Origin of the sequence: Jezberella montanilacus (genome assembly GCF_003003055.1) — a bacterium.
GTDB lineage: Bacteria > Pseudomonadota > Gammaproteobacteria > Burkholderiales > Burkholderiaceae_B > Zwartia > Zwartia montanilacus.
The window spans coordinates 155966-178504 of the sequence record NZ_PVTV01000011.1; the positions used below are offsets into that span (position 1 = coordinate 155966).

General features: G+C 50.8%; 20 protein-coding genes and 1 pseudogene. 6 read left to right on the forward strand and 15 right to left on the reverse strand.

What is annotated here, in order from left to right:
* Positions 1-27: 27 nt before the first annotated feature.
* The 4 genes from BCM14_RS02375 to BCM14_RS02390 form a co-directional block, all read right to left on the reverse strand.
* Positions 28-2532, reverse strand: a complete 2505-nt coding sequence (locus BCM14_RS02375; protein ID WP_106226399.1) for a DNA internalization-related competence protein ComEC/Rec2 — start codon at positions 2530-2532, stop codon at positions 28-30.
* Positions 2533-2627: 95 nt separating this feature from the next.
* Positions 2628-3485, reverse strand: a complete 858-nt coding sequence (locus BCM14_RS02380; RefSeq protein ID WP_106226400.1) for a TatD family hydrolase — start codon at positions 3483-3485, stop codon at positions 2628-2630.
* Between the two features lie 2 nt (positions 3486-3487).
* Positions 3488-4171: an ABC transporter ATP-binding protein gene (locus tag BCM14_RS02385; RefSeq protein WP_106226401.1), complete on the reverse strand. Its 684-nt coding sequence runs from the start codon at positions 4169-4171 to the stop codon at positions 3488-3490.
* Complete coding sequence (locus tag BCM14_RS02390) at positions 4164-5444, reverse strand: lipoprotein-releasing ABC transporter permease subunit (protein WP_106226402.1); 1281 nt, start codon at positions 5442-5444, stop codon at positions 4164-4166. Before BCM14_RS02390 ends, BCM14_RS02385 begins: the two co-directional genes overlap by 8 nt.
* 77 nt (positions 5445-5521) lie before the next feature.
* On the opposite strand from BCM14_RS02390, the gene BCM14_RS02395 reads away from it, so the two are divergent.
* The 6 genes from BCM14_RS02395 (at position 5522) to BCM14_RS02420 (ending at position 12416) form a co-directional block, all read left to right on the forward strand.
* Positions 5522-6499 carry a hypothetical protein gene (locus BCM14_RS02395; protein ID WP_106226403.1) on the forward strand — a complete coding sequence of 326 codons (978 nt, stop codon included), beginning with the start codon at positions 5522-5524 and terminating at the stop codon, positions 6497-6499.
* A complete protein-coding gene (recJ, locus tag BCM14_RS02400) occupies positions 6481-8190 on the forward strand; it encodes a single-stranded-DNA-specific exonuclease RecJ (RefSeq protein WP_106226404.1) in 1710 nt (569 codons plus the stop codon). The genes BCM14_RS02395 and recJ overlap by 19 nt, the downstream gene beginning before the upstream one ends.
* 46 nt (positions 8191-8236) lie before the next feature.
* Positions 8237-9341, forward strand: a protein-coding gene (gene prfB, locus BCM14_RS02405) for a peptide chain release factor 2 (RefSeq protein ID WP_106226405.1) whose coding sequence is annotated in 2 segments (ribosomal slippage) — positions 8237-8317 and positions 8319-9341 — 1104 coding nt in all. Because the reading frame shifts where the segments join, the coding sequence is not laid out codon by codon here.
* Positions 9342-9343: 2 nt separating this feature from the next.
* A complete protein-coding gene (locus BCM14_RS02410) occupies positions 9344-10111 on the forward strand; it encodes an SDR family NAD(P)-dependent oxidoreductase (RefSeq protein ID WP_106226406.1) in 768 nt (255 codons plus the stop codon).
* 3 nt (positions 10112-10114) lie between these two features.
* Positions 10115-11629, forward strand: coding sequence for a lysine--tRNA ligase (gene lysS / locus BCM14_RS02415; protein WP_106226407.1), 1515 nt, complete (start codon positions 10115-10117; stop codon positions 11627-11629).
* Between the two features lie 424 nt (positions 11630-12053).
* Positions 12054-12416 carry a COG4705 family protein gene (locus BCM14_RS02420; protein ID WP_146129713.1) on the forward strand — a complete coding sequence of 121 codons (363 nt, stop codon included), beginning with the start codon at positions 12054-12056 and terminating at the stop codon, positions 12414-12416.
* Positions 12417-12422: 6 nt separating this feature from the next.
* Here the strand turns inward: BCM14_RS02420 and BCM14_RS02425 are convergent, their stop codons facing one another.
* From BCM14_RS02425 to uvrB, 11 genes and pseudogenes are all read right to left on the reverse strand, one after another.
* Positions 12423-13259 carry a TauD/TfdA dioxygenase family protein gene (locus tag BCM14_RS02425; RefSeq protein WP_106226409.1) on the reverse strand — a complete coding sequence of 279 codons (837 nt, stop codon included), beginning with the start codon at positions 13257-13259 and terminating at the stop codon, positions 12423-12425.
* Positions 13260-13347: 88 nt separating this feature from the next.
* Positions 13348-14127, reverse strand: coding sequence for a hydroxypyruvate isomerase family protein (locus BCM14_RS02430; RefSeq protein ID WP_106226410.1), 780 nt, complete (start codon positions 14125-14127; stop codon positions 13348-13350).
* Positions 14128-14144: 17 nt separating this feature from the next.
* Positions 14145-14483, reverse strand: coding sequence for an ISC system 2Fe-2S type ferredoxin (gene fdx, locus BCM14_RS02435; RefSeq protein WP_106226411.1), 339 nt, complete (start codon positions 14481-14483; stop codon positions 14145-14147).
* Between the two features lie 2 nt (positions 14484-14485).
* Positions 14486-16345, reverse strand: coding sequence for a Fe-S protein assembly chaperone HscA (gene hscA / locus BCM14_RS02440; RefSeq protein ID WP_106226412.1), 1860 nt, complete (start codon positions 16343-16345; stop codon positions 14486-14488).
* Positions 16346-16377: 32 nt separating this feature from the next.
* The gene (hscB, locus tag BCM14_RS02445; RefSeq protein ID WP_106226413.1) at positions 16378-16896 is read right to left on the reverse strand and encodes a Fe-S protein assembly co-chaperone HscB; all 519 of its coding nucleotides are present in this window, start codon (positions 16894-16896) and stop codon (positions 16378-16380) included.
* A 3-nt stretch (positions 16897-16899) separates the two neighbouring features.
* Positions 16900-17223, reverse strand: coding sequence for an iron-sulfur cluster assembly protein IscA (gene iscA / locus BCM14_RS02450; protein ID WP_106226414.1), 324 nt, complete (start codon positions 17221-17223; stop codon positions 16900-16902).
* Position 17224: 1 nt separating this feature from the next.
* A complete protein-coding gene (gene iscU / locus BCM14_RS02455; RefSeq protein ID WP_106226415.1) occupies positions 17225-17608 on the reverse strand; it encodes a Fe-S cluster assembly scaffold IscU in 384 nt (127 codons plus the stop codon).
* 39 nt (positions 17609-17647) lie between these two features.
* Entirely contained in the window at positions 17648-18859 is a 1212-nt protein-coding gene (locus BCM14_RS02460) for an IscS subfamily cysteine desulfurase (protein WP_106226416.1), read from the reverse strand.
* Positions 18860-19020: 161 nt separating this feature from the next.
* Positions 19021-19446, reverse strand: a pseudogene (locus BCM14_RS02465) (Fe-S cluster assembly transcription factor); the annotation flags it as partial.
* A 160-nt stretch (positions 19447-19606) separates the two neighbouring features.
* Positions 19607-20098, reverse strand: coding sequence for a low molecular weight protein-tyrosine-phosphatase (locus BCM14_RS02470; protein WP_106226418.1), 492 nt, complete (start codon positions 20096-20098; stop codon positions 19607-19609).
* 233 nt (positions 20099-20331) lie between these two features.
* Positions 20332-22440 carry an excinuclease ABC subunit UvrB gene (gene uvrB / locus BCM14_RS02475; RefSeq protein WP_106226999.1) on the reverse strand — a complete coding sequence of 703 codons (2109 nt, stop codon included), beginning with the start codon at positions 22438-22440 and terminating at the stop codon, positions 20332-20334.
* Between the last annotated feature and the right edge of the window lie 99 nt (positions 22441-22539).

The following is a 22539-nucleotide window of genomic DNA, read 5'->3' on the forward strand; positions in this document are numbered from 1 at the left end:
GAGCTTATTGTAAGGGTTCTCGGCGACCTAGCGGTGATGCCAGTAGCGTCCGTTTGTCTGTCTGCTTTTGCTCACAAACAAGCTTAACCCTTGTGATTTTGCAGTCACGGCCCCGTCACGATCGGTTCGCCACACGTTGGATCCCGAACTTAGCCAGCGTGCGACGACTTCAGGATGAGGATGATTAAAACGATTATGCCTACCCATCTGCGCAATCGCATGCTTTGCTGACACTTGCTGAACAAACTCCCATGAAGATGACGTTCTGGAGCCATGGTGAGGCACGATGACGACGTCTGCTTGTACGGTGTAGCGCTCAACGATGGATCGCTCTTCAGCAGCGCCAATATCGCCAGAAAGAAGCGCCGAGTGCTTTGCCCCTTGAATGTAAAGAACACAGCTCAGCGCGTTGGCTTTGACAGCATTCTGTTGGATGCGAGCGAAGCGGGCTGGATCTGGGTGTAAAAATCGAAACTCAACCCCATCAATGCGCCACATTTGCTCAGCTCGGCACAAATCAATATTATCCGGATCAAGACTGAGTGTGGTTTTGGTATCGTGCTTGTTGATATAACTAATCAGATCGAAAGAGCTCGATATCCTTCTAACCGACATACCCTTAAACAAACTGACTAAGCCACCTGCGTGATCATTGTCACTGTGCGAAACAACTAAATGATCAAGCTCTGTAATTCCCAACGCTCGCAGCAGCGGTAGCAGCACTCTCTGGGCTGAATCGTTATTGCCCAGTTTCAAGCCAGTGTCGAACAGAATATTTTGACGATGCGTTTGAATCAAAACAGCACCAGCCTGACCGACATCGACAGCGATTAATGTCCAATCACCTAGTCCAGGACGTGGTGGTTTGTACAGAAATAGTGGAAGAAAGCACACCCAAGCAGCGACCTTAGCCGGAGTGCCTTGAGGTGCGAGTCCCAACGCCAAGGCGACCGTAGCCAACACAACCGTCCAAACTGGTACGGCGGAAAAATTAAAGAGTAACCATTCGAGATCTGCCAACGCTTGCACAGGCAACATCATCCAGTTGAAACAGTGATGAGCAATTTTTAGACACCAATACGCAAGGTAAGAACCGCCGGGTACTAAAACCAGCACGGCACCTGCCAAGGCTAACGGGGTAACGACGAGACTAATAGTTGGGATGGCGACGGCGTTTGCAAGCAATGAGCTTGCTGAAAATTGCTGAAAGAGAAAAATCAGGATCGGACATAACGCAACTGAGATCAACCACTGCAATTTGCATGCTTCATAAAGGAAAGAAGCACCTCGTTTGCAAGTATCTCGGAATTTATTGCCATGTCCTTTGCTACTGCTGCGCCCAGAGCCGGAATTTGCTCCGAGATAAAACAGCACCGCGACCGCAGCAAACGACAGCCAAAACCCCGTCGTGATTGTTGACCATGGATCGATCACAGAGACGGCCACCGCAGCGATGCACAACACACGAGCTAGGCTGGGCGGAAAATTGCTCAACTGAAAACAAGCCATCGCGCACAACATATAGAAAGTTCTCTGAGCTGGTACGCCCCACCCGGCTAGTAAGCAATAGAGCCATGCAAGGATTAGTGCGCAGAGGGTCGCGATTTTTCTGGCGGGCATAAAATCGCAGAGTGAGTGATCTTTTAGCTTGATCCGTTTAACCAGCCACAGCACCAGACCAGCACCGACCGCGGCCATCATGGTGACATGCGATCCGCTAATACTCACAAGATGCGTGATTCCAGTCAAATTAAAAACACGCCAGTCATCGGCTGAAACACTATTCTGATCACCAATCGCTAAAGCAATCAATACGGGACCATAGCGAGCAGCTTCTAATGCAACACGCATCCGCTCTCTTATCTTCTGTCGAATTTTCTCGACAAAGATCAACCAGTTCAAGGTGGCAGGCTTAGCTAATAAAACAGGCTTCCCTCTGACCTTGCCAAGTGCTCGAACCCCCCGTTGAAACATCAACGACTCATAATCAAAACCATGCGGGTTCATCAGACCATGTGGTCGTTTAAGTAATAGGGCGACCCTCCAGACTTGGCCCGGTTCCAAATCAGGCGTCGCCTTCGTCACTTTAGGCCTCACTTCATCTGCCGTCGCATCGGGTGTCTGATAAGACACCTCGGTTGCGCGAGGCCAGTTGACTTGTATGCGAGCTGGCACACCAGCGGGCCGTTCATTGAGCACGTTGGCATCAAAACGCATACTAAGACCATCATCCTGAATCATGGATGTGATCTGTATATTTAGTCGAGTGACGAAGTTCTCAAGAGACTCAGCGAGCTGGTCATCCAGACGGATTTGAGCCCGGTAGCTTGACCATGCCATCCCGAGGACAAACGCCGCCACCAAGGCTAGCACCAGCTTGATGAGATGAATCTTGGTCAGTAACCCCGTCACAACCGCAGCGGATAATAAGACCAAGCCTGCACCAAGCAAATGCTGCCAAGGTACTAGCGATGACAACAGGTGTGTACAAGCAATGCCGGCGGTGATGCCGAACGCAAAAAGTCGGCCCATGATCGCCAGAAAAATAGCTATCTTGCTTATTCAATGCTTGAAACTCAAGGGCTCAGTGACCCTTTTGCCGCGCGTTTGTGTCAGTCAAGCATGGTTCAACGATCGCGTTCAGTTGCAGCGCAAGCTTGCTCGTGTCTGTTGCCCCGCCCTGTCGAAAAAGCAAGGGCTAATTTCGGACACACACGCGTTGCCGTCTGGCCCGTGGTTTCAATGATGTCTTCAAGCTTTTGACCTCTGAGTTCCGCCAAATGCCTCGCGACGCCCAAGACTTGCGCAGGGGTATTTCGGCGATCAGTTTTTTGCCATGCTGGGGCGATGTCTGGTGAATCTGTCTCAAGCACTAATGACTCCAGGGGTATCGTCTGAGCGATCCGTTGAATCTGCAAGGCCCTTGAATAGGTCATCGCGCCCCCCATCCCCAAAGCAAAACCCAAGTCAACGAACTGGTGCGCCTGTTGCAAGCTGCCGTTAAACGCGTGCGCAAAACCCCCTATCGAGCTACGTCTGCGAAGGTATTTCAGTAAAGTATCTTGAGATCGACGCACGTGCAACAAGACCGGCAATTTAAACTCCACGGCTAAATCAAGCTGCGCTTCGTAGAAATATTCTTGTCGCTGACGAGCATCCTTAGTCGATAGCTCAGGGATAAAAAAATCTAAACCGATTTCACCAATGGCGATGAGTTTTGGGTCATTTTGATGGGTCTCTAGAGCAAGCTTTAACTGGTCGAGTGCATCCGTCTGCGCCTGCTGTACATATAGGGGGTGTATCCCAAGGGCGTAACACCCCTGATCGAACGAATGCGCGAGCTCTCGCACCGTGTCAAAATTATTTGCTTCGACTGAGGGGATGAGAATCGCATGCACACCAGCAGCGACAGCCTGACCAATTACCTCATCTCGATCTGCCGCCAGCTCTGGTGCGTCGAGATGGCAATGCGTGTCAATCAACATGGCTATGCCAGTTGGCCGTTACTGACAAAAAGTTGACGGTCGGCTAGCGAGGCCAGTTCGTTATCATGAGTCACGATAACCAAAGCCGTGCCCGAGTCACGATTGACTTGTTTGAGCAAATCAAACATTTGCACGGCAGTGTGACGATCAAGATTGCCTGTCGGCTCATCCGCCAGGACACACGCGGGTTTAGTCACCAAGGCTCTGGCCAGGGCAACACGCTGGCGTTCACCACCCGAGAGCTGTCCGGGAAAATGCGTTAAGCGAGCAGCCAACCCCACTTGCTCAAGTACTGCTTTGGCGGCCTCACGCGCTTGTTGCGGATCGACCCGCCTGACTATCAATGGCATGGCGACATTATCAAGCGCCGAGAACTCAGGTAGCAGGTGATGAAACTGATAAACAAAACCTAGTGATCGATTGCGCAGTCGACTTCGTTCAGTTTCGGATAAGCCTGTTGCGACTACCCCGTCAATCGTGATCTCACCAAAGTTAGGTGTATCGAGCAAACCGAGTATGTGCAGCAAAGTGCTTTTACCTGAACCTGAGGCACCCAAAATGGCAACCATTTCGCCTCTGAGGATGGACAAGCTCACGTCGAGCAGGACATCAATGCGATCGACCCCATCGTCGTAATGCTTAGAAAGATGTTGAGCAGAGATGGCAACAGCGTTTGGATTAGTCATGACGCAACACCTGTGCAGGTTGCAATCTCGACGCCCGCCAGCTCGGATACAAAGTCGCCAGCAGCGACATCACCAACGACGTGATGCCAATCGTTGCGATATCAGTGATCCGCGGGTCCGAGGGTAGCCGACTGATAAAGTAGACCTCTCTGGGCAGGAACTGAACCCCTGCCATGCGCTCAAGCGCTGGGATGATGACGTCAATATTGAACGCAATCAGGCACCCAAGACCAACCCCTAACAGGGTACCAATCACTCCGATCAAAGCCCCTTGAACAAGAAAGATTTTCGCAATCTCACCTGGTGTTGAGCCAAAGCTTCTTAAAATAGCGATATCCGATTGTTTATCCTTGACTGCCATCACGAGAGACGACAAAAGGTTAAATGCTGCGACGGCCACGATCAATGCCAGGATCAGGAACATCATGCGTTTTTCGGTCTGAACAGCGTCGAACCAAGTCTTGTTATTGCGTGACCAGTCGGCTACCAGCACGTTTCGGGGCATCAGACTGGCCAAAGCGAGTGCAACGTCTGGCGCGCGATACATGTCCTTGACCTTGAGTCTGACCCCAGCGGTGCCGCTGTCGCGAAACATCTTGGCGGTATCCTCAACATGGGTAAACACCAGTGAAGAATCGTATTCGTAGTGACCCGACCGAAAAATCCCAACTACCGCAAATTGCCGCATGCGTGGCGCAAAACCTGCCGGGCTAATGCTGCCCTGGGGCGCCAGCATCATCAAGGTATCCCCCTGTTTTAACGATAAGGCATCAGCTAATTCTGCGCCGATCACAACCCCGAAGCCTCCTGCTTTCAGATCGGTGAGTTTGCCAACCACCATCTGCCGACCAACATCAGACACCGCAGCCTCAGCAGTAGGTTCGATTCCCCGCACCTGAACACCTCGCAAAGACTGCCCACGCATCACCATGGCTTGGGCCGCCACAAAAGGCGCTTCGCCCAGCACTTCAGGCGACTGTTTGGCACGCAACATCAAATCGGGGGTTTGTTGCAAGACTTGCTCAGGATCCATGCCTGGCAAATAAAGCTCAACATGCGGTAAAACCGACAACATGCGATCACGGACTTCTTTTTGAAAGCCGTTCATGACCGAAAGCACGACAATCAATGCAGCAACACCCAGTGCAATGCCTACCATCGAAGTCGCCGCAACAAACGAGACGAACTTATCCCGCCCACCGCGTTGACCGCGCAGGCTCACCAACCCAGCGTAGCGGGCCCCAATCCACAATTCATAAGGTAGTTTGATCACAGGTGGATTATCGCATTAACTTTACGACGATTAGCGCACGGCTGACGAGTCGGGAATCGAGATCTACAATCAGCCTCATGAATATCGTCCTCGCTGGTATCTTGCCACCCGCCAACCTCGCGCCAGAGCTCTTCGCTTATGTCGAAAAAGATTGTCCTGCCCTAGTAACAAGGATGCAGACAGCGGTTATTGAAACGACCTTTCTTGAACCCGCCGAGCTGGGTTGCACACCTCTTGAATGGATACAACTGCGACAAGCTGGCTATGAACAACAGCCAGGTCAGACAGTCGGGGCCAACATGGCTTTGAGGGTCGCTGAGGTAAAAGACGGTTTAGATCCTGTATACGTTGCAGAGCTGACCAGTGTGAACATCGGACGCGACCGGATGTCAATGATTCAGCCGAGTTTGCTTGAGGTGACACAAGCCGAATGCGACGAGTTATTTGAGTCTGTTTCGATGTTGTGGGATGGCACAGGCCTGTCAGCATTACCAATCAACGCAAGACAATGGCGCGTTTGGTTGCCCGAACCAGCAGTGATGGACTCCATCACCCCGGCAGCGGCTTCAAACTACAACATCACAGATTGGTGGCCACAAGACCCTAGTTTGAAAAACTGGCGCAAACTGGTCAACGAAATTCAAATGGTATGGCACGATCACCCTGTTAACGAACGGCGGGCTGAGCTGGGCCAACCACCGATCAACAGTGTGTGGTTGTTCGGGGGTGCGATCCCTCGAGCAACAACGTCAGCAAGTAAAGAAGCGATCGTCGCAGACCTAGGCAATGCCACCAATGGCGCACGGACGCTCAGACAATCAGACCAACTCATCGATATACTCGCCAGCGCTCATGCCACCCATGAATGGGCAGCGTGGATCGCCGGCCTGACCGAACTCAACAGAAAAATACAATCGGTGCCGAGGGACAGCACGCTCAACTTGCTCGGCTACAACCGAATCATCACTTTGACCCCCAGCACACCGCGCTGGTGGCACAAAGTGATCAGACCACGCCCGACTGACTGGAAATCCTGGTGGATCAACCAAAACTAAGCGTTCGACCAAACAATCCCGCTGCTGCCGAGCACCTGGCCGCAAGCGGCATTCATCCCTTATTAGCAAGACTATGGGCAGCTCGAGGTGTTCAACGGGCAGATGACGTGCGCCTTGAATGGCCAGCGATGTTACCGCCAACCGAACTCACTCATGCTCAGTACGCGGCCACCTTAATCGCCGACGCCATCGCAGCAGGCAAAAAACTGCTAATCGTTGCGGATTATGATTGCGACGGGGCAACCGCCTGCGCCGTGGGAATCAGGGGTTTACGTGCCATGGGTGCTGTTGTAGATTTTCTTGTGCCTAATCGGTTTGAAACGGGTTACGGCCTGTCACCTGCGGTGATCGACCTTGCGCTTGTACACAAATCAGGAAAGCCCGATCTGATCATTACCGTTGATAACGGCATTGCCAGCGTTGAAGGGATCGCCTGTGCCAATGAACACGGCATTGGTGTCATCGTGACCGACCATCACTTGCCGGGTGACCAGATACCCGCGGCGCTGGCGATCGTCAATCCCAATCAGCATGGCTGTGGCTTCCCCTCAAAAAATCTTGCCGGTGTGGGGGTCATTTTTTATTTGTTACTCGCTCTCCGCGCCGAATTACGACGCCGCGGTGTTCTACCTGCGACAGGCGGTCCCCGACTTGATGCACTGGCTGATTTAGTCGCCTTGGGTACCGTTGCGGATGTCGTCAAGCTGGACGCAAACAATCGTTTACTTGTCACTCGGGGTCTGGATAGGATACGCAAAGGTCTGATGCAACCGGGCATCCGTGCGCTCTTCGCGGTCGCATCCCGTGACCCCCAGGCAGCGAGTGCCTTTGACTTCGGCTTTGCGCTGGGGCCACGGATCAATGCTGCTGGTCGTCTGGCCGACATGAGCCTGGGTATCCAATGCCTGATTACTGATGACGACATGCAGGCGCTCGATTGCGCCCGTCAACTCGATTCAATCAATAAGGAACGCCGTCAGATCGAAAACGTCATGAAAGAGCAGGCGCTCGCAGCGAGCGAGCAAATACATGGCGCGGGGGTCGGTGCCAGCGTTTGCGTCTTTCACCCAGAATGGCATCAGGGTGTGGTGGGCTTAGTGGCATCAAGGCTGAAAGAAAAGTTTTTTAGGCCAACGCTGGCCTTTGCGCTCGCCTCTGACGATGAAATCAGAGGGTCTGGGCGATCTATCCCAGACGTTCATCTCAGGGATGCACTTGATCTTGTCTCCAAAAGACATCCAGCTCTAATCAGGAAATTTGGTGGCCACGCCATGGCGGCAGGACTGACATTGGCACGTCATGATTTTGACGCTTTCGTCCCAGCGTTTGATGCTGCAGTAATCGAACTAACAGGCAAAAGCAGTTTTGAGCCCAATATCGAGACTGATGGATCGCTGGAATCTGGTTTCACCAATGCGCATGTTGCAGGCTTGCTGGCTCAAGAAGTCTGGGGGGCTGGGTTTGCTGCCCCGCTCTTTTTAGATGAGTTCATCGTGCGCAGCCAGAAGCTTGTGGGTGAAAAGCATCTGAAACTAAACCTGCAGCGTGGCATCCAGCGCTTTGATGCCATTTGGTTTGGTCAAACCGACAGTTTGCCCGAGCGAATTCAAGCTGCTTATAAGCTAGAACAGAATATCTGGAATGGCATGGTGAACGTCCAGCTCATCATCGAATACGCTCGCCCTGCCTGAGCTAAAATAGCGGGTTACTTGCACAAATAGCCGGATGTAGAAAGAAATGGAAGCAGAACGTCAGAATTTGATCGCCAGCCGCCTGGCCGATTACGCCGCCCGTGAAGTCGCACTTCGGGGGTATCTTTGACTACGAAGCAAAAGCTGAACGCCTGCACGTCGTCAACGCTGAGCTAGAAGATCCAGCAGTATGGGGCGACCCTAAACATGCTCAAGAGCTGGGACGAGAAAAAAAGAACATCGAAGGCGTTGTTGAAACCCTCACGCAGCTAGCTCAATCCATTGCAGACTCAACCGAGCTATTTGAACTGGCTGCGGCTGACGGGGATGACTCAACCCTGGAGGCAATTGAACAAGATGCCGATCAATATCAGGTCAGCCTCGAAGGGATGGAGTTCCGTCGGATGTTCTCAAATCCGGCTGATCCACTTAATTGCTTTTTGGACATCCAGGCGGGTGCTGGCGGGACCGAAGCGCAAGACTGGGCGTCGATGCTATTGCGTCAGTATCTTAAATATGGCGAGCGCAAAGGCTTCAAAACCGAACTGCTGGAAGAATCTGAAGGCGAAGTTGCCGGTATCAAATCTGCCACCATCAAGATTGAAGGGGAATACGCGTTTGGGTTTTTAAGAACCGAATCTGGCGTGCATCGTCTGGTACGCAAAAGCCCCTTTGATTCCTCGGGTGGTCGCCACACCTCTTTTGCTAGTGTGTTTGTGTATCCCGAGGTTGATGATTCGATTGAAATCGATATCAATCCAGCTGATCTGCGTGTCGACACGTATCGCGCGAGCGGCGCTGGTGGGCAGCACATTAACAAAACTGATTCAGCTGTTCGTATTACCCATATTCCCACCAATATCGTTGTGCAATGCCAGAACGACCGGTCTCAACATCGCAATCGCGCCGAAGCCATGCAGATGCTTAAGTCGCGTTTGTTCGAGCTTGAAATGCGCAATCGCATGGCTGAGCAGCAAAAGATGGAGGATGCCAAAACCGACGTGGGCTGGGGCCATCAAATCCGCTCGTACGTGCTCGATCAAAGCCGCATTAAGGATTTAAGAACCAACGTTGAGATATCCAACACGCAAAAAGTGCTTGACGGCGATCTCGATCCATTTATTCAAGCAAGTCTAAAACAAGGGGTGTAAAGATGGGCGTTCTGTTTATCCTGACTGGGACTACAAAAGGTTTAGGCGAAGCACTGGCAAAGCAAATTCTGACAAGCGCTTCAACTGAAGAACGCCATCTTGTCACGCTATCACGTAAGCCCACGCAAGAGCTAATGGACCTCGCGGCCAAACAGTCAATCAAGCTGACGCACCTTAACGTCGACTTGCAGGACGGCGCAGCTGTAGCAAAGACTGCCAAACAACTCAGCGAGATCATTGCTTCGACGCCTAGCGACTGGAAACTGCGCGTTATTCAAAACGCGGGGGTTGTCGCACCTGTGCTCGCTGCAAGCCGGTTAACCGAGCTGGACGCAATCAACGCAGCCTTTCAAATTAACATCACAGCGCCGATCGTGTTGAACGGTCATATTCTGGCTGCTGCGCAAGCAATGCAAGACAAGCGCATTATGTTGATTTCTTCAGGTGCAGGCCGCTCTCCGACTGCCGGTTGGGGTGTCTACTGTGCGACGAAGGCAGCGATGGATCGCTACGTGGAAGTTGTTGCACTTGAACAAGGTGAGAAAGTACGCATTACTTCTATGGCGCCCGGTATTATTGATACAGCCATGCAAGTACAAATCCGTGCAAGCGATCCCGCAGACTTCCCCGCCATTGATCGCTTTAAAGGGTTTCATGAGCAAGGTCAACTTGGTTCAGCAGAGACCATCGCTAGTCGTCTGCTCACAGCCTTTGAATTAGCCGACTATGGCTCAAAACCAATCGACGATATTCGTCAATACACTTTCTAAATCATGACCGAACAAACTGCCCCACAACAAGACGAAAACCATTTAATCGCAGAACGTCGCAGCAAGCTTGCTGCCTTGCGCGCGACCGGTGTGGCTTTTCCGAATGATTTTGTCCCCTCTGATCGGGCACAACCATTGCAAGACCAGTATGGCAACGAAGAGAAAGCAACGCTAGATGAAGCGAAACATCCCGCTTCGGTGGCAGGTCGGATGATGCTCAAACGTGTCATGGGCAAGGCCAGCTTTGCAACATTACAAGACAGCACGGGCCGCATCCAAATCTATCTGGATCGCAACTCGTTAGGCGAAGAGGTCTACGACAGTTTCAAACAGTGGGATATCGGTGACATCATTGCTGTGACTGGGTTTGTGTTTAAAACAAACAAAGGCGAGTTATCCATTCATGCAGCAAGCGCCAAGATTTTGTCCAAGTCTTTGCGTCCTCTGCCTGATAAATTTCATGGGGTGTCGGATCAAGAGATCCGCTACCGACAGCGCTACGTCGACTTGATCATGACTGAGCAAACGCGCCAAACCTTCCTGGCACGCAGTAAGGCCGTCAGCTCGATTCGTCAGATCATGACGGATGCGAAGTTTCTCGAAGTTGAAACGCCCATGCTGCATCCCATCCCAGGTGGCGCAGCTGCCAAGCCTTTCGAGACTCACCATAACGCGCTCGACATGCAGATGTTTTTGCGTATCGCGCCCGAGCTTTATCTGAAGCGCTTGATCGTTGGTGGTTTTGAACGAGTCTTTGAAATCAACCGTAACTTTCGCAACGAGGGTGTGAGCCCCAGACACAATCCCGAATTCACCATGATGGAGTTCTATGCGGCTTATGCAGACTATCAATGGTTGATGGATTTCACAGAAAACCTGATTCGTGCCACAGCCATTCAAACATGCGGTACCGCAACGCTGACCTATCAAGGTAAAACCTTGGATCTGTCGCTACCCTTCCATAGACTGACGATCGTGCAAGCAATCCTCCAGCATGCCCCGCATTACAGTGAGGCTCAGTTAAACGACATCGACTTCATCAAACCTGAACTTAAAAAACTCGGTGCTGACATTCATGCCCCTAACCTTGTCAATGCCGGTCTGGGTGCGCTGCAACTTGCCCTATTTGAAGAGACAGCCGAGTCACAGTTGTGGCATCCAACCTACATCATTGACTACCCGATTGAAGTGTCGCCTTTAGCACGCGAATCAGATACCCGGCCAGGAATCACCGAGCGCTTTGAGCTCTTCATCACGGGCCGCGAGATTGCTAACGGTTTTTCAGAGTTGAACGACCCTGAAGATCAGGCTGCTCGGTTTCAAGCACAAGTTCAAGCCAAGGATGCGGGCGACGAAGAAGCCATGTATTACGACGCCGATTACATCCGTGCGCTCGAGTACGGGATGCCACCCACTGGTGGCTGCGGTATTGGCATTGACCGACTAGTCATGTTGTTATCTGACAGTCCCAGTATTAGAGACGTGATACTCTTCCCGCACTTACGTAAAGAGGACTAACACGGCCAAACAAGGCAAACAGTCTTTTATGCAAAAGTTACATAACCCACAGATAGACCTACGCTATTGGATCTTGATCAGTCTAGCCAGTATTTTTGGCACGAATACCGGTGACTTGACCGTTCGCTTATTTAATCTGACCGGGCAGTCTTAGTTTGGTTTAAAGCACTTAGGTCCTTTACCGCTGCTCATCTTAGCTTTCGCAGCCGTCTATCTGATCGAGAAAAAAGATCAGCGCTCAGGCGAAGCTTATTTCTGGACTGCGATCATTTTGATTCGCACAGCGGCCACTCAAATTGCTGACACGGTCAATGGCGATCTGGGTGTAGATCTTATCTTTTTGATAGGTGGACTAGCTTTTGTACTAGTTGTTTTAACCCTTCAATGGCAATCAAAGCGCACAAAACCCCTAGACCTCGTGCTAGTGCCTGATACGACCCAGATGTATTGGCTCACCATGCTGATTGCAGGCGTCTTAGGCACAGTGATTGGAGACGAGCTCTGGCATATTATGGGTTTAGCGTCATCTTCGCTGGTCTTAAGTATAAGCATGGGTATCCTGGTCTTTCTGGGACACAAAAGCTTTTTGAAACTAACCGCCCTTTATTGGTTTGGAGTGCTGTTTGCGCGGATCGCCGGCACGGCGGTCGGCGACTGGCTAGCCAAAACAATCGCAAGAGGTGGCGCGGGCCTTACCTTAGAAGGTGCCACGTTGCTTAGTGGCTTGGTTTTTATCGGCGTTTGCTATTTTTGGAAATGGCAACAGCGCGATCAAGACAATCGCTAATCTTACTCAAACCGGTATTTGCCCCGCCAGCGTGATTCTATGTAAGAGCCGCTTATGACCGTGATAATCATTAATCGGATTGTGCAGCACGCAACGGTTATCCCACAAAGCGATTGAATTTGGTTGCCACACGAAGCGGCAGGTGAATTCAGGCCTGATTTGATGAGCAAACAAGTAGTCCAACAGACCTTGGCTCTCTTCTTCGGTCCAGCCGACGAACTTCGTTGTGTGCCCTGGATTCAGATAGAGAGACAAACGGCCAGTCTCAGGATGAATTCGTAACACGGGATGTTCAGAATTAAACTCGGACTTTGCAGGTTTACCGGGCGCATCGGCCATTCTGTCCTCGCGCGAATGTGTGACTACTGCCTTGGCAGACGAATTCACGGCCTTCAAGCCTTTTAAGGTCTGTTTTAGACCTTCGGACAATCTTTCATAGGCGGCATAGCCGCTTGCAAATAAAGTATCTCCACCGACTGGAGGCAATTCACGTGCGATCAGCATGGTCGCTGCTGGTGGGACATCCAGATAAGTCGTATCGCTGTGCCAAACCCCGCCAAAATTGTGCGTCTCATGAGGCAACTTCAAGACTGGGATAATCAGAGGATGATCCGGCAGACCCTTCACGAACGGGTATTCGACAATGTCGCCAAAGCGCCTGGCAAATGCCAGGAAACCGTCCGAATCAAGCGGCTGATCTCTAAAAAAGATTACCCCGTGTTTTAGCCAGATTTGGCGAATCTCGGCCACCACTGCATCGCTCAACGGTTCGAGCAGGTTAACGCCAAGAACTTCTGCACCGACTGCTGTGCTCAGCGGTTTGACTTCAAGGGTATATGTCATATTAGGCTATTGTCTCTTGATCTGTTTATTCTTTGAAGCTTATCAACATAGAATAAATCAAAACCTGACCGAACAAAACACCCGCAGACTAGTGCCGAGTGTAAGGCTTGAGCCACTCAAGGCCCTCTTCAACGCCTGCGCGGGGTTTGTACTCAGCCCCGATCCAGCCCTTGTAACCAAGCGCATCAATATGCTCAATCACGACTTCGTACCTGACTTCGCCTTCGTCCGGCTCTGCACGACTAGGCACAGCTGCTATCTGGATATGCCCGATATGAGGCAGAAACTGCTCAAGCTTCTTGAGAATATCACCCTCTGATACGCCGACATGGTAGACGTCAAACATCAACTTGACGTTGTCACGTTGGCAGGCAGCTCGGATAGCATTGGCTTGGGATTGACGGGAATACAGGTAAGCAGGCTTGTCACGTTCATTAATCGCCTCAAGCAAAATCGTGATGTTGTGCTCAGCAGCCAAATCCGCGGCCCACTTAACGTTCTCGATCATCATGAGAATGCCTTTATCGATCAAATTAGTTGGGACAACACCCGCCATTACATGAATCGAGTTTGCGCCACTCTCTGTGCACCATTGCAAGGTTTGCTGAAAACCTTTGCGAAAATCCTTCTGTCTGCCTGGCAATCCGGCCAAGCCAGACTCGCCCTGACTGGTATCACCAAGATGGGTATTGATTCCCAATAAAGTCAGACCCAATTTTTTACAGGCTGCTTTAACGTCAGCTGCTGGAGTGTCGTACGGCCAGTGTAGTTCTATCGCTTTAAAGCCAGCTGCAGCAGCTTTTTCTATCCGCTCAAGCAAGGGCAAGTTCGCCCATAGAAATCCTAAATTAGCTGAAAAACGAGCCATCAGTGATACCTTTTTTATTAGTGACTTTCTTTGGCGTGATTGATTGTGTAGCGGGGGATTTCAACCACGAGGTCTATCGCGGCCAGCTTCGCCTGGCACGCCAATCGCGAGGTCGTTGATAAACCCCAGGCCCGATCGAGCAAATCTTCTTCTGCGTCACTCGCCTCTTCTAAGGAGGCATAGCCCTCTCTAATGATCACATGACAGGTGGTGCAAGCGCACGATAATTCACATGCATGCTCAATCTCAATGTGATGATTGAGCAAGATACGACAGATCGACTCACCAGAGGCAGACTCTATGATTGCGCCATCTGGACAAATGTCGGGATGAGGAAGAACCGTTATTTTAGGCATGATTAACTAATGTCATTAAGAGATTTACCGGTCAGTACCGCTCGGATACTGCGATCCATTCTTTTTGCGGCAAAATCATCAGTCGCCTCTGAGAGCGATTTAATCGCTGAGCGGATCGCCTCGACATCAGCAACGTCGCAAGCTGCTTTCGCAGCAGCAATACGCTGATCGATTCGGGCGTTTTCGTCAACCGATAACAAATCGCCATCACTGGCTATCGCAGCAAGAATCGACTCAATCAACCCCGCGGCGTCGACTTGTTGCTCACGCAACATACGTGCTTTAGCGTCGTCATCGGCTTTTGACATCGAATCTGAAAGCATTCGAGCCACTTCATCATCGGTCAATCCATAGGATGGTTTAACTGTCACGGACGCTTCGACACCAGAAACCTGCTCTCTGGCGGTCACGCTCAGTAGACCATCCGCATCAACTTGAAAAGTCACGCGGATGCGAGCCGCGCCTGCAACCATGGGGGGAATCCCTCGTAACTCAAATTTCGCAAGCGATCGGCAGTCAGACACGAGGTCGCGTTCGCCCTGCACGATATGCAGGGACAGCGCAGTCTGGCCGTCTTTGAAAGTCGTGAACTCTTGAGCACGAGCAACCGGAATGGTGCTATTGCGGGGAATAATCTGTTCAACTAAACCACCCATGGTCTCTAGACCAAGGGTCAACGGGGTGACATCGAGTAATAGCCAATCATCATCTGCACTGCGATTGCCTGCAAGCAAATTAGCCTGCAAAGCAGCCCCCAAAGCCACGACTTGATCAGGATCTTGATCGATCAGCGGCTCTGAGCCAAACAGCTCTTTGACCTTGGCCCTTACGATAGGCATGCGAGTCGCACCTCCCACCATGACCACGCCTTTCACATCCGAGACAGTCAAACCGGCATCATTTAACGCGCGTCTCGCACTAGATAGGGTACGGTCAAGCAAGGGTTGGGCCAGTTGCTCAAAGTGAGACCGATCCAGCGTCAGTGTCAAGTTGCGACCTGTAAGGAAGACACTCTCGGCTGCTGTGGCGTGATCACTGATAAATTCACGCAAGCGTTGAGCGGCCGATAACAGGACTCGACGATCCTGCAATGACAAATCGCTCAACGCGTGTTGCCTGATCAAGTCGCTAGCAATTAATTGATCAAAATCATCGCCGCCCAGTGCTGTATCGCCGCCTGTGGCAATCACTTCAAACACACCTCGCGCGAGTCTCAGCAGCGAGATATCAAAGGTACCACCACCCAAATCGTAGACGGCATAAATACCCTCTGATCCATGATCCAAACCATAGGCAATCGCAGCAGCAGTCGGCTCGTTGAGCAAGCGCAAGACGTTTAATCCTGCCAATCTCGCGGCATCTCGCGTAGCCTGGCGCTGCGCATCATCAAAATACGCTGGTACGGTAATCACTGCACCGACCAGATCATTGCCGAGGGTTAGTTCAGCCAGTCGCCTGAGTTTTTCAAGAACTTTGGCTGCAACTTCGACCGGCGAGATAGATTCGTGAGTGGTCTTGATACGAACCGATTGGCCATCCTCACTAAACTCGTAGGGCAACTGGGTTTGAATAGCGTCTGCGTAGGACCGCCCCATGATCCGCTTGATAGACATCAAGGTATCGGTGGGCATCGTGCCTAGGTGTGAAAGCGCCTCAACACCAATTTTGTACTGTTGACCTGCACCGACAAAGACAACCGAGGGGATCAGCAACTGCCCTGTTTCATCAGCCAAAACCTCAGCAACGCTGCTGCGCACTGAAGCAACCAGAGAATGGGTCGTGCCTAAATCAATCCCTATCGCTAAACGCCTTTGATGCGGTGCAGGAGATTGCCCTGGTTCAGAAATTTGCAATAAGCTCATTGTTCAACTTTATGGATATCGGCACGGACTGATCAGTACCCTTGAGGTAGCGTGGTACGCACTTGAGACATCATTTTTTCAAGAAACATCCATTCGCGAATTTTAATTGATGCGCCTTGATAATCCGCAACACGAAGCAAAATGGCACATTGTTCGATGAGGTCGGAGAGAACCTCAGTCAATTCGGATTCGAACCGTTCTTTTGCAGCACTATCTTCCGCAGCAGAGATTTCGTCGAGTTGCTCATGCCACTGCATTTGCTGCATTAAAAAGTCCGGGCTCATCGCCGTATTGGTCTCCGTTTGCAGATCAATCCCAGCGAGTTCACAAAGGTACCTCGCCCGGGACAAAGGCTGGCGCAGGATCCTATAGGCTTCGTTGGCGCGCGAGCTCCATTGCATGGCTACTCGGCGCTCGGCTGCAGAGGCTGTTGCAAATTTGTCTGGATGGACTGCGAGTGCAACCCGCTTCCAAGCATGCTCCAGCTCGCCCGCATCCAAATCAAACGATCGCACCAAACCAAACAATGCAAAGTAATCAGAATCGTTCACAGCTTAGACAGTGAACGATTCACCGCAGCCGCAGGTCGCTTTCTCGTTTGGGTTACGAAATTTAAAACCTTCGTTCAGACCTTCGCGCGCATAGTCAAGCTCGGTTCCGTCAAGGTAAGACAAGCTTTTGGGATCAATAAAAACTTTGACACCAAAACTCTCGAACACCTGATCTTGCTCGACCGGCTCGTCGACATACTCGAGCTTGTAGGCCATGCCAGAGCAGCCGGTCGTGCGCACGCCCAAGCGTAAGCCAATACCCTTGCCACGCTTTTGCAGGTATTTGCCGATGTGATCAGCAGCTTGTGAGGTGAGTGTGACAGCCATATCAACCTGCGTGCTTTTCTTTGTAATCTTGGACGGCGGCCTTGATTGCATCTTCTGCCAAAATTGAACAATGAATTTTGACAGGCGGCAAAGCAAGTTCTTGAGCGATTTCAGTATTACGGATGGTAAGTGCCTGATCCAGCGTTTTACCCTTGACCCACTCAGTCACCAACGAACTCGATGCGATGGCTGAACCACAGCCATAGGTCTTAAAACGAGCGTCTTCAATGATGCCCGCGTCGTTAACTCGGATTTGCAATTTCATGACATCGCCGCAAGCAGGTGCGCCAACCATCCCTGTGCCAACGCTCGCATCGCCTTTATCGAAGGTGCCCACGTTGCGGGGGTTTTCATAATGATCTAGTACTTTATCGCTATAAGCCATGGTGGTTCTCCAGTCTGTATATTCGGTTGAGCGGTCTGATTAGTGAGCTGCCCACTGAACGGAATTCAAATCGATACCCTCTTGTGCCATTTCCCATAGAGGAGACATATCTCGTAATTTGCCTACCCGAGTCTTGAGGAGATCAACCGCAAAATCGATCTCTTTCTCGGTCGTATAGCGGCCAATTGTGAAACGAATCGAGCTGTGAGCCAACTCGTCATTACGCCCCAAGGCACGCAAAACATACGAGGGCTCAAGACTTGCCGACGTACAGGCCGAGCCACTAGAAACTGCAATCTCTTTGATCGCCATAATCAGAGACTCGCCCTCGACGTAGTTGAAGCTCACGTTTAAGTTATGCGGGACACGGTGCTCAAGGTCACCGTTGAGATAGACCTCTTCAATCTGTGACAAGCCAGCCCAGAGCCGGTCACGCAGCATACGGATTCGCTCGTTTTCTTTACCCATTTCAAGCTTGGCCAGGTGGAAGCACTCGCCCATACCGACGATTTGATGGGTGGCAAGTGTGCCTGAGCGAAAACCTCTTTCATGACCACCGCCGTGCATCTGGGCTTCAATTCGAATACGTGGTTTGCGACGCACATATAAAGCACCGATACCCTTAGGCCCATATGTCTTATGGGCACAGAAAGACATCAAATCGACCTTCAGCTTTTGAAGATCAATCTCGACTTTTCCTGTCGCTTGAGCAGCATCGACGTGAAAAATCGTATTGTTAGCGCGACACAACTCACCGATCGCTGGGATATCTTGAATCACGCCAATTTCATTATTGACGAACATAACCGACACCAGAACCGTATCGGGCCTTAGCGCAGCTTTGAAAACATCCAGATCAATCAAACCGTTTTCTTTAACGTCTAGATAAGTTACCTCAAAGCCATGGCGTTCAAGCTCACGGCAAGGATCAAGCACTGCCTTGTGCTCAGTTTTGACGGTGATAATGTGCTTGCCGCGCTCAGCGTAAAAGCCCGCAGCGCCTTTTATCGCAAGATTATTTGACTCAGTTGCGCCTGAAGTCCAGATAATTTCTCTGGGATCGGCATTGACCAACTCTGCCACCTGGATACGTGCATGCTCTACCGCTGCTTCGGCCTCCCAGCCATAGGCGTGACTGCGCGACGCGGGGTTGCCTGCATGCTCATACAACCAGGGCACCATTTTATCGACCACTCGGGGATCGACAGGGGTCGTTGCAGAGTAATCAAAGTAAATTGGAAGCGTTGACATCAGGACTCCGATAACGAATGTTATTAAGCTACTGCGTGCGGTACACGCTTGGCAGGACTTGCAGGGTTCGAGGGACTGGCATCCCCGGATGCGTTAGCTGGATCAGCGTGACTGATAGCACTTACCATGACACCAACGCCTTTACCTGTACTTTCTGTCAATTGACGCATGCGCTGTTGATCAACCAGGTCTTGTACTGAGACCGAATCAAGAAAGTCGACCATTTTGCGATTCAAAGCAGACCACAACTCGTGCGTCATGCAAATGCCGGGCTTACCGTCAGTGCCACTATTGCAATCAGTTTTACCTGCACAATTCGTGGCATCCAGTGGCTCATCCACTGCAAAAATAATATCGGCGACGGTGATTTCACGGGCTAGTCTAGCCAAGTTATAGCCACCACCAGGGCCTCGCACGCTTTCAACTAGCTCGTGGCGACGTAACTTACCGAACAATTGTTCAAGATAAGATAATGAAATATTTTGTCGTTGGCTGATCGCAGATAAGGTCACAGGACCACTCTGCTGGCGCAGGGCCAAGTCGATCATCGCGGTAACCGCAAACCTGCCTTTCGTGGTGAGCCTCATCACAGCATCCTTAAGATGGTTTTATTACCTTAGTAATATAGTCAAGTATAGCAAATTCCCGACTAAATTGCTAGGCTATTAGACCCAACCCCAGAACGTTCTGACAAAAAAATACCGCGAGTCAATTTAACGCGCGGTATTTTTAGACAGAATTGCGAAACTAAGCAGCTTGGTACTGTGTCGCACGCTTGCGCACAAGCTCAAGCACGCCCTGACAAGCATCTTCAAGGTAATCGAGTACTTTGCTAAAGCCTTCTGGGCCGCCGTAGTAAGGATCGGGAACCGTTGCTTCTTCAAACTCGTTGGCAAAGCGCATCATCAACATCAACTTGTGCTGATGCAACTTTGGACATTGCTGCTGAAGTGCCGATAAATTTTCCCAATCCATCGCCAGAATCAAATCGTATTCGCGGAAATCTTCAGCAGTAATCTGCCGAGCGTGACCATGACCGATCTCATAGCCGCGTTTACGTGCAGCGGCGATCGCCCGAGCATCGGGTGCCTCGCCAACGTGGAAATTGTGTGTCCCTGCCGAATCAATGCCCACCACGTCGGCCAAACCGGCCTCGTTGAGCAGATGGCGGAACACACCTTCAGCCGAGGGCGACCGGCAAATATTGCCCATGCATACGAATAGAACTTTTGTCATCATGGTGCATATTGTGAGGGGAAACCCGTAAATTGTCTAGTTTTTTTTGCAAAAAAATTATGCTAAGTATAATAACCATTAAATTTTATATTATTTTATATATCAATAAGTTAAAAGAATTAATTAATTTTTTACATTAATATAATTATCGATAAATAAACATTTAGAAACAGTTGGAAACATCTAATGACCCGCTTATTTCCTCGCAACGCACCAATGTGACCCGAAAAAATGTGTTAAGCACCATAACGAAGCACTTGATCTTGGAGGGTTCTTAAGCTGTCCCGTACTGCGGCAGCCTGTTCAAATTCGAGATTTTTGGCATGGTCAAACATCAGCCTTTCCAGGCGCTTAATCTCGCGAGCGACCGCTTTTTCATCTTTTAGTAATTCAATAGGAATTGCTTCGATTTCCTCATCCTGCGAGCTAGGTACCACAATACCGTCGATGAGTTCACGCACCGCTTTTCTGACGCTTCGAGCTTCTATGCCGTGCTCGATATTGAACGCTAGTTGCTTGTCCCGACGCCGTTGTGTCTCGTTGATGGCACGATGCATTGAATCGGTCATCTTGTCAGCGTAGAGAATGGCTTTCCCGTTCAAGTTTCGCGCCGCGCGACCAATTGTCTGAATCAGACTCCTCTCAGATCGCAAGAACCCTTCCTTGTCGGCATCCAGAATTGCCACGAGGGAAACTTCCGGGATATCTAAGCCCTCGCGCAGAAGGTTAATCCCCACCAGCACGTCAAAAACACCCAACCTCAAGTCGCGCAGAATCTCAACTCGTTCAACCGTGTCAATATCAGAGTGCAGGTACCGCACTCGCACGCCATGCTCGGTCAGATAATCTGTCAAGTCTTCCGCCATGCGCTTGGTCAGAGTCGTCACCAGTACGCGTTCTTCAAGCGCGACGCGCAACTTAATCTCACCAAGCAAATCATCGACCTGAGTACGTGCCGGACGAATTTCTACCACCGGATCAACTAGCCCAGTCGGGCGCACAACCTGTTCTACGACATTGTCGCTATGCTCTTTCTCATAATTACTTGGGGTGGCCGAAACAAATACGCATTGGCGCATTCTGACCTCGAACTCCTCCATTTTGAGTGGACGATTATCCATTGCCGAGGGTAACCTGAACCCATAGGTCACCAGTGTTTCTTTCCGTGCCCGGTCACCTCGATACATGCCCCCAAGCTGTCCGATCGTGACATGACTCTCATCAATAAACATCAAAGCGTCAGCCGGCAAATAGTCGATCAATGTTGGCGGAGGATCACCGGGTGCCGCACCAGACAAATGCCGAGAATAATTTTCAATCCCTTTACAAAAGCCAAGCTCAACCAGCATTTCCAAATCGAATTTGGTCCGCTGTTCAATCCGTTGTGCTTCAACTAAGTGCCCAGAGTCAACGAAGTATTTAACTCTCTCACGCAACTCTTCTTTGATGGTTTCAATTGCACGCAAGACTGTATCTCGAGGCGTAACATAATGTGAACCTGGATAAACGGTAAAGCGTGGAACCTTGTGCCGGATCTTTCCAGTCAGCGGATCAAATAGCTCAAGCGACTCGACTTCATCATCGAACAAAGATACTCGCAAGGCAAGCTCAGCGCTTTCTGCGGGAAAAATATCGATCGTCTCGCCCCGCGCCCGAAAGATCCCTCGCGTGAACTCCAGATCATTACGCTCATACTGCATCGCAACCAGACGCGCAAGAATTTCGCGTCTGTCGATCCGATCACCAACCCTTAAAATAAGCACCATTGCGTGATAATCGCTTGGGTTGCCGATACCGTAGATACAGGACACCGTCCCGACAATAATGGTGTCACGGCGCTCTAACAGGCTTTTTGTGGCGGACAGGCGCATTTGCTCGATGTGCTCATTGATCGAAGAATCCTTTTCAATAAACAAATCACGTGTCGGGACGTAAGCCTCTGGCTGATAATAATCGTAGTATGAGACAAAATACTCGACCGCATTCTTGGGAAAAAACTCTCGCATCTCAGCATAAAGCTGGGCAGCCAGCGTTTTATTGGGAGCCAAAACGATAGCAGGACGACCTGTTCTGGCGATCAAATTGGCCATGGTAAAAGTCTTGCCAGATCCGGTAACACCGAGCAAGGTTTGATTCATCAAACCATCTCTAATGCCCTGCTCCAGTTGATCGATCGCGCGGGGCTGATCGCCCGCCGGCGGATAAGGCTGAAAAAGGTGAAATGGGCTGTCGGGATAATCAACAAACCGTGGCCCGACACTACCTGCCACAATCGGCTTGTAGGTGTCGTCGTGAATGTCGTTTTCGCCTTGCGCGAGCGGGATGGGTTTATCTTCGGTGGTCATGCTAGACTTGTTAAAGCGCTCCTGAAACAGAGAGCAGCTATCCATTATGTTCTGACTGGATCAAAGCGTCCACTCCCACGTTGCAGGCGCCCAATCAGA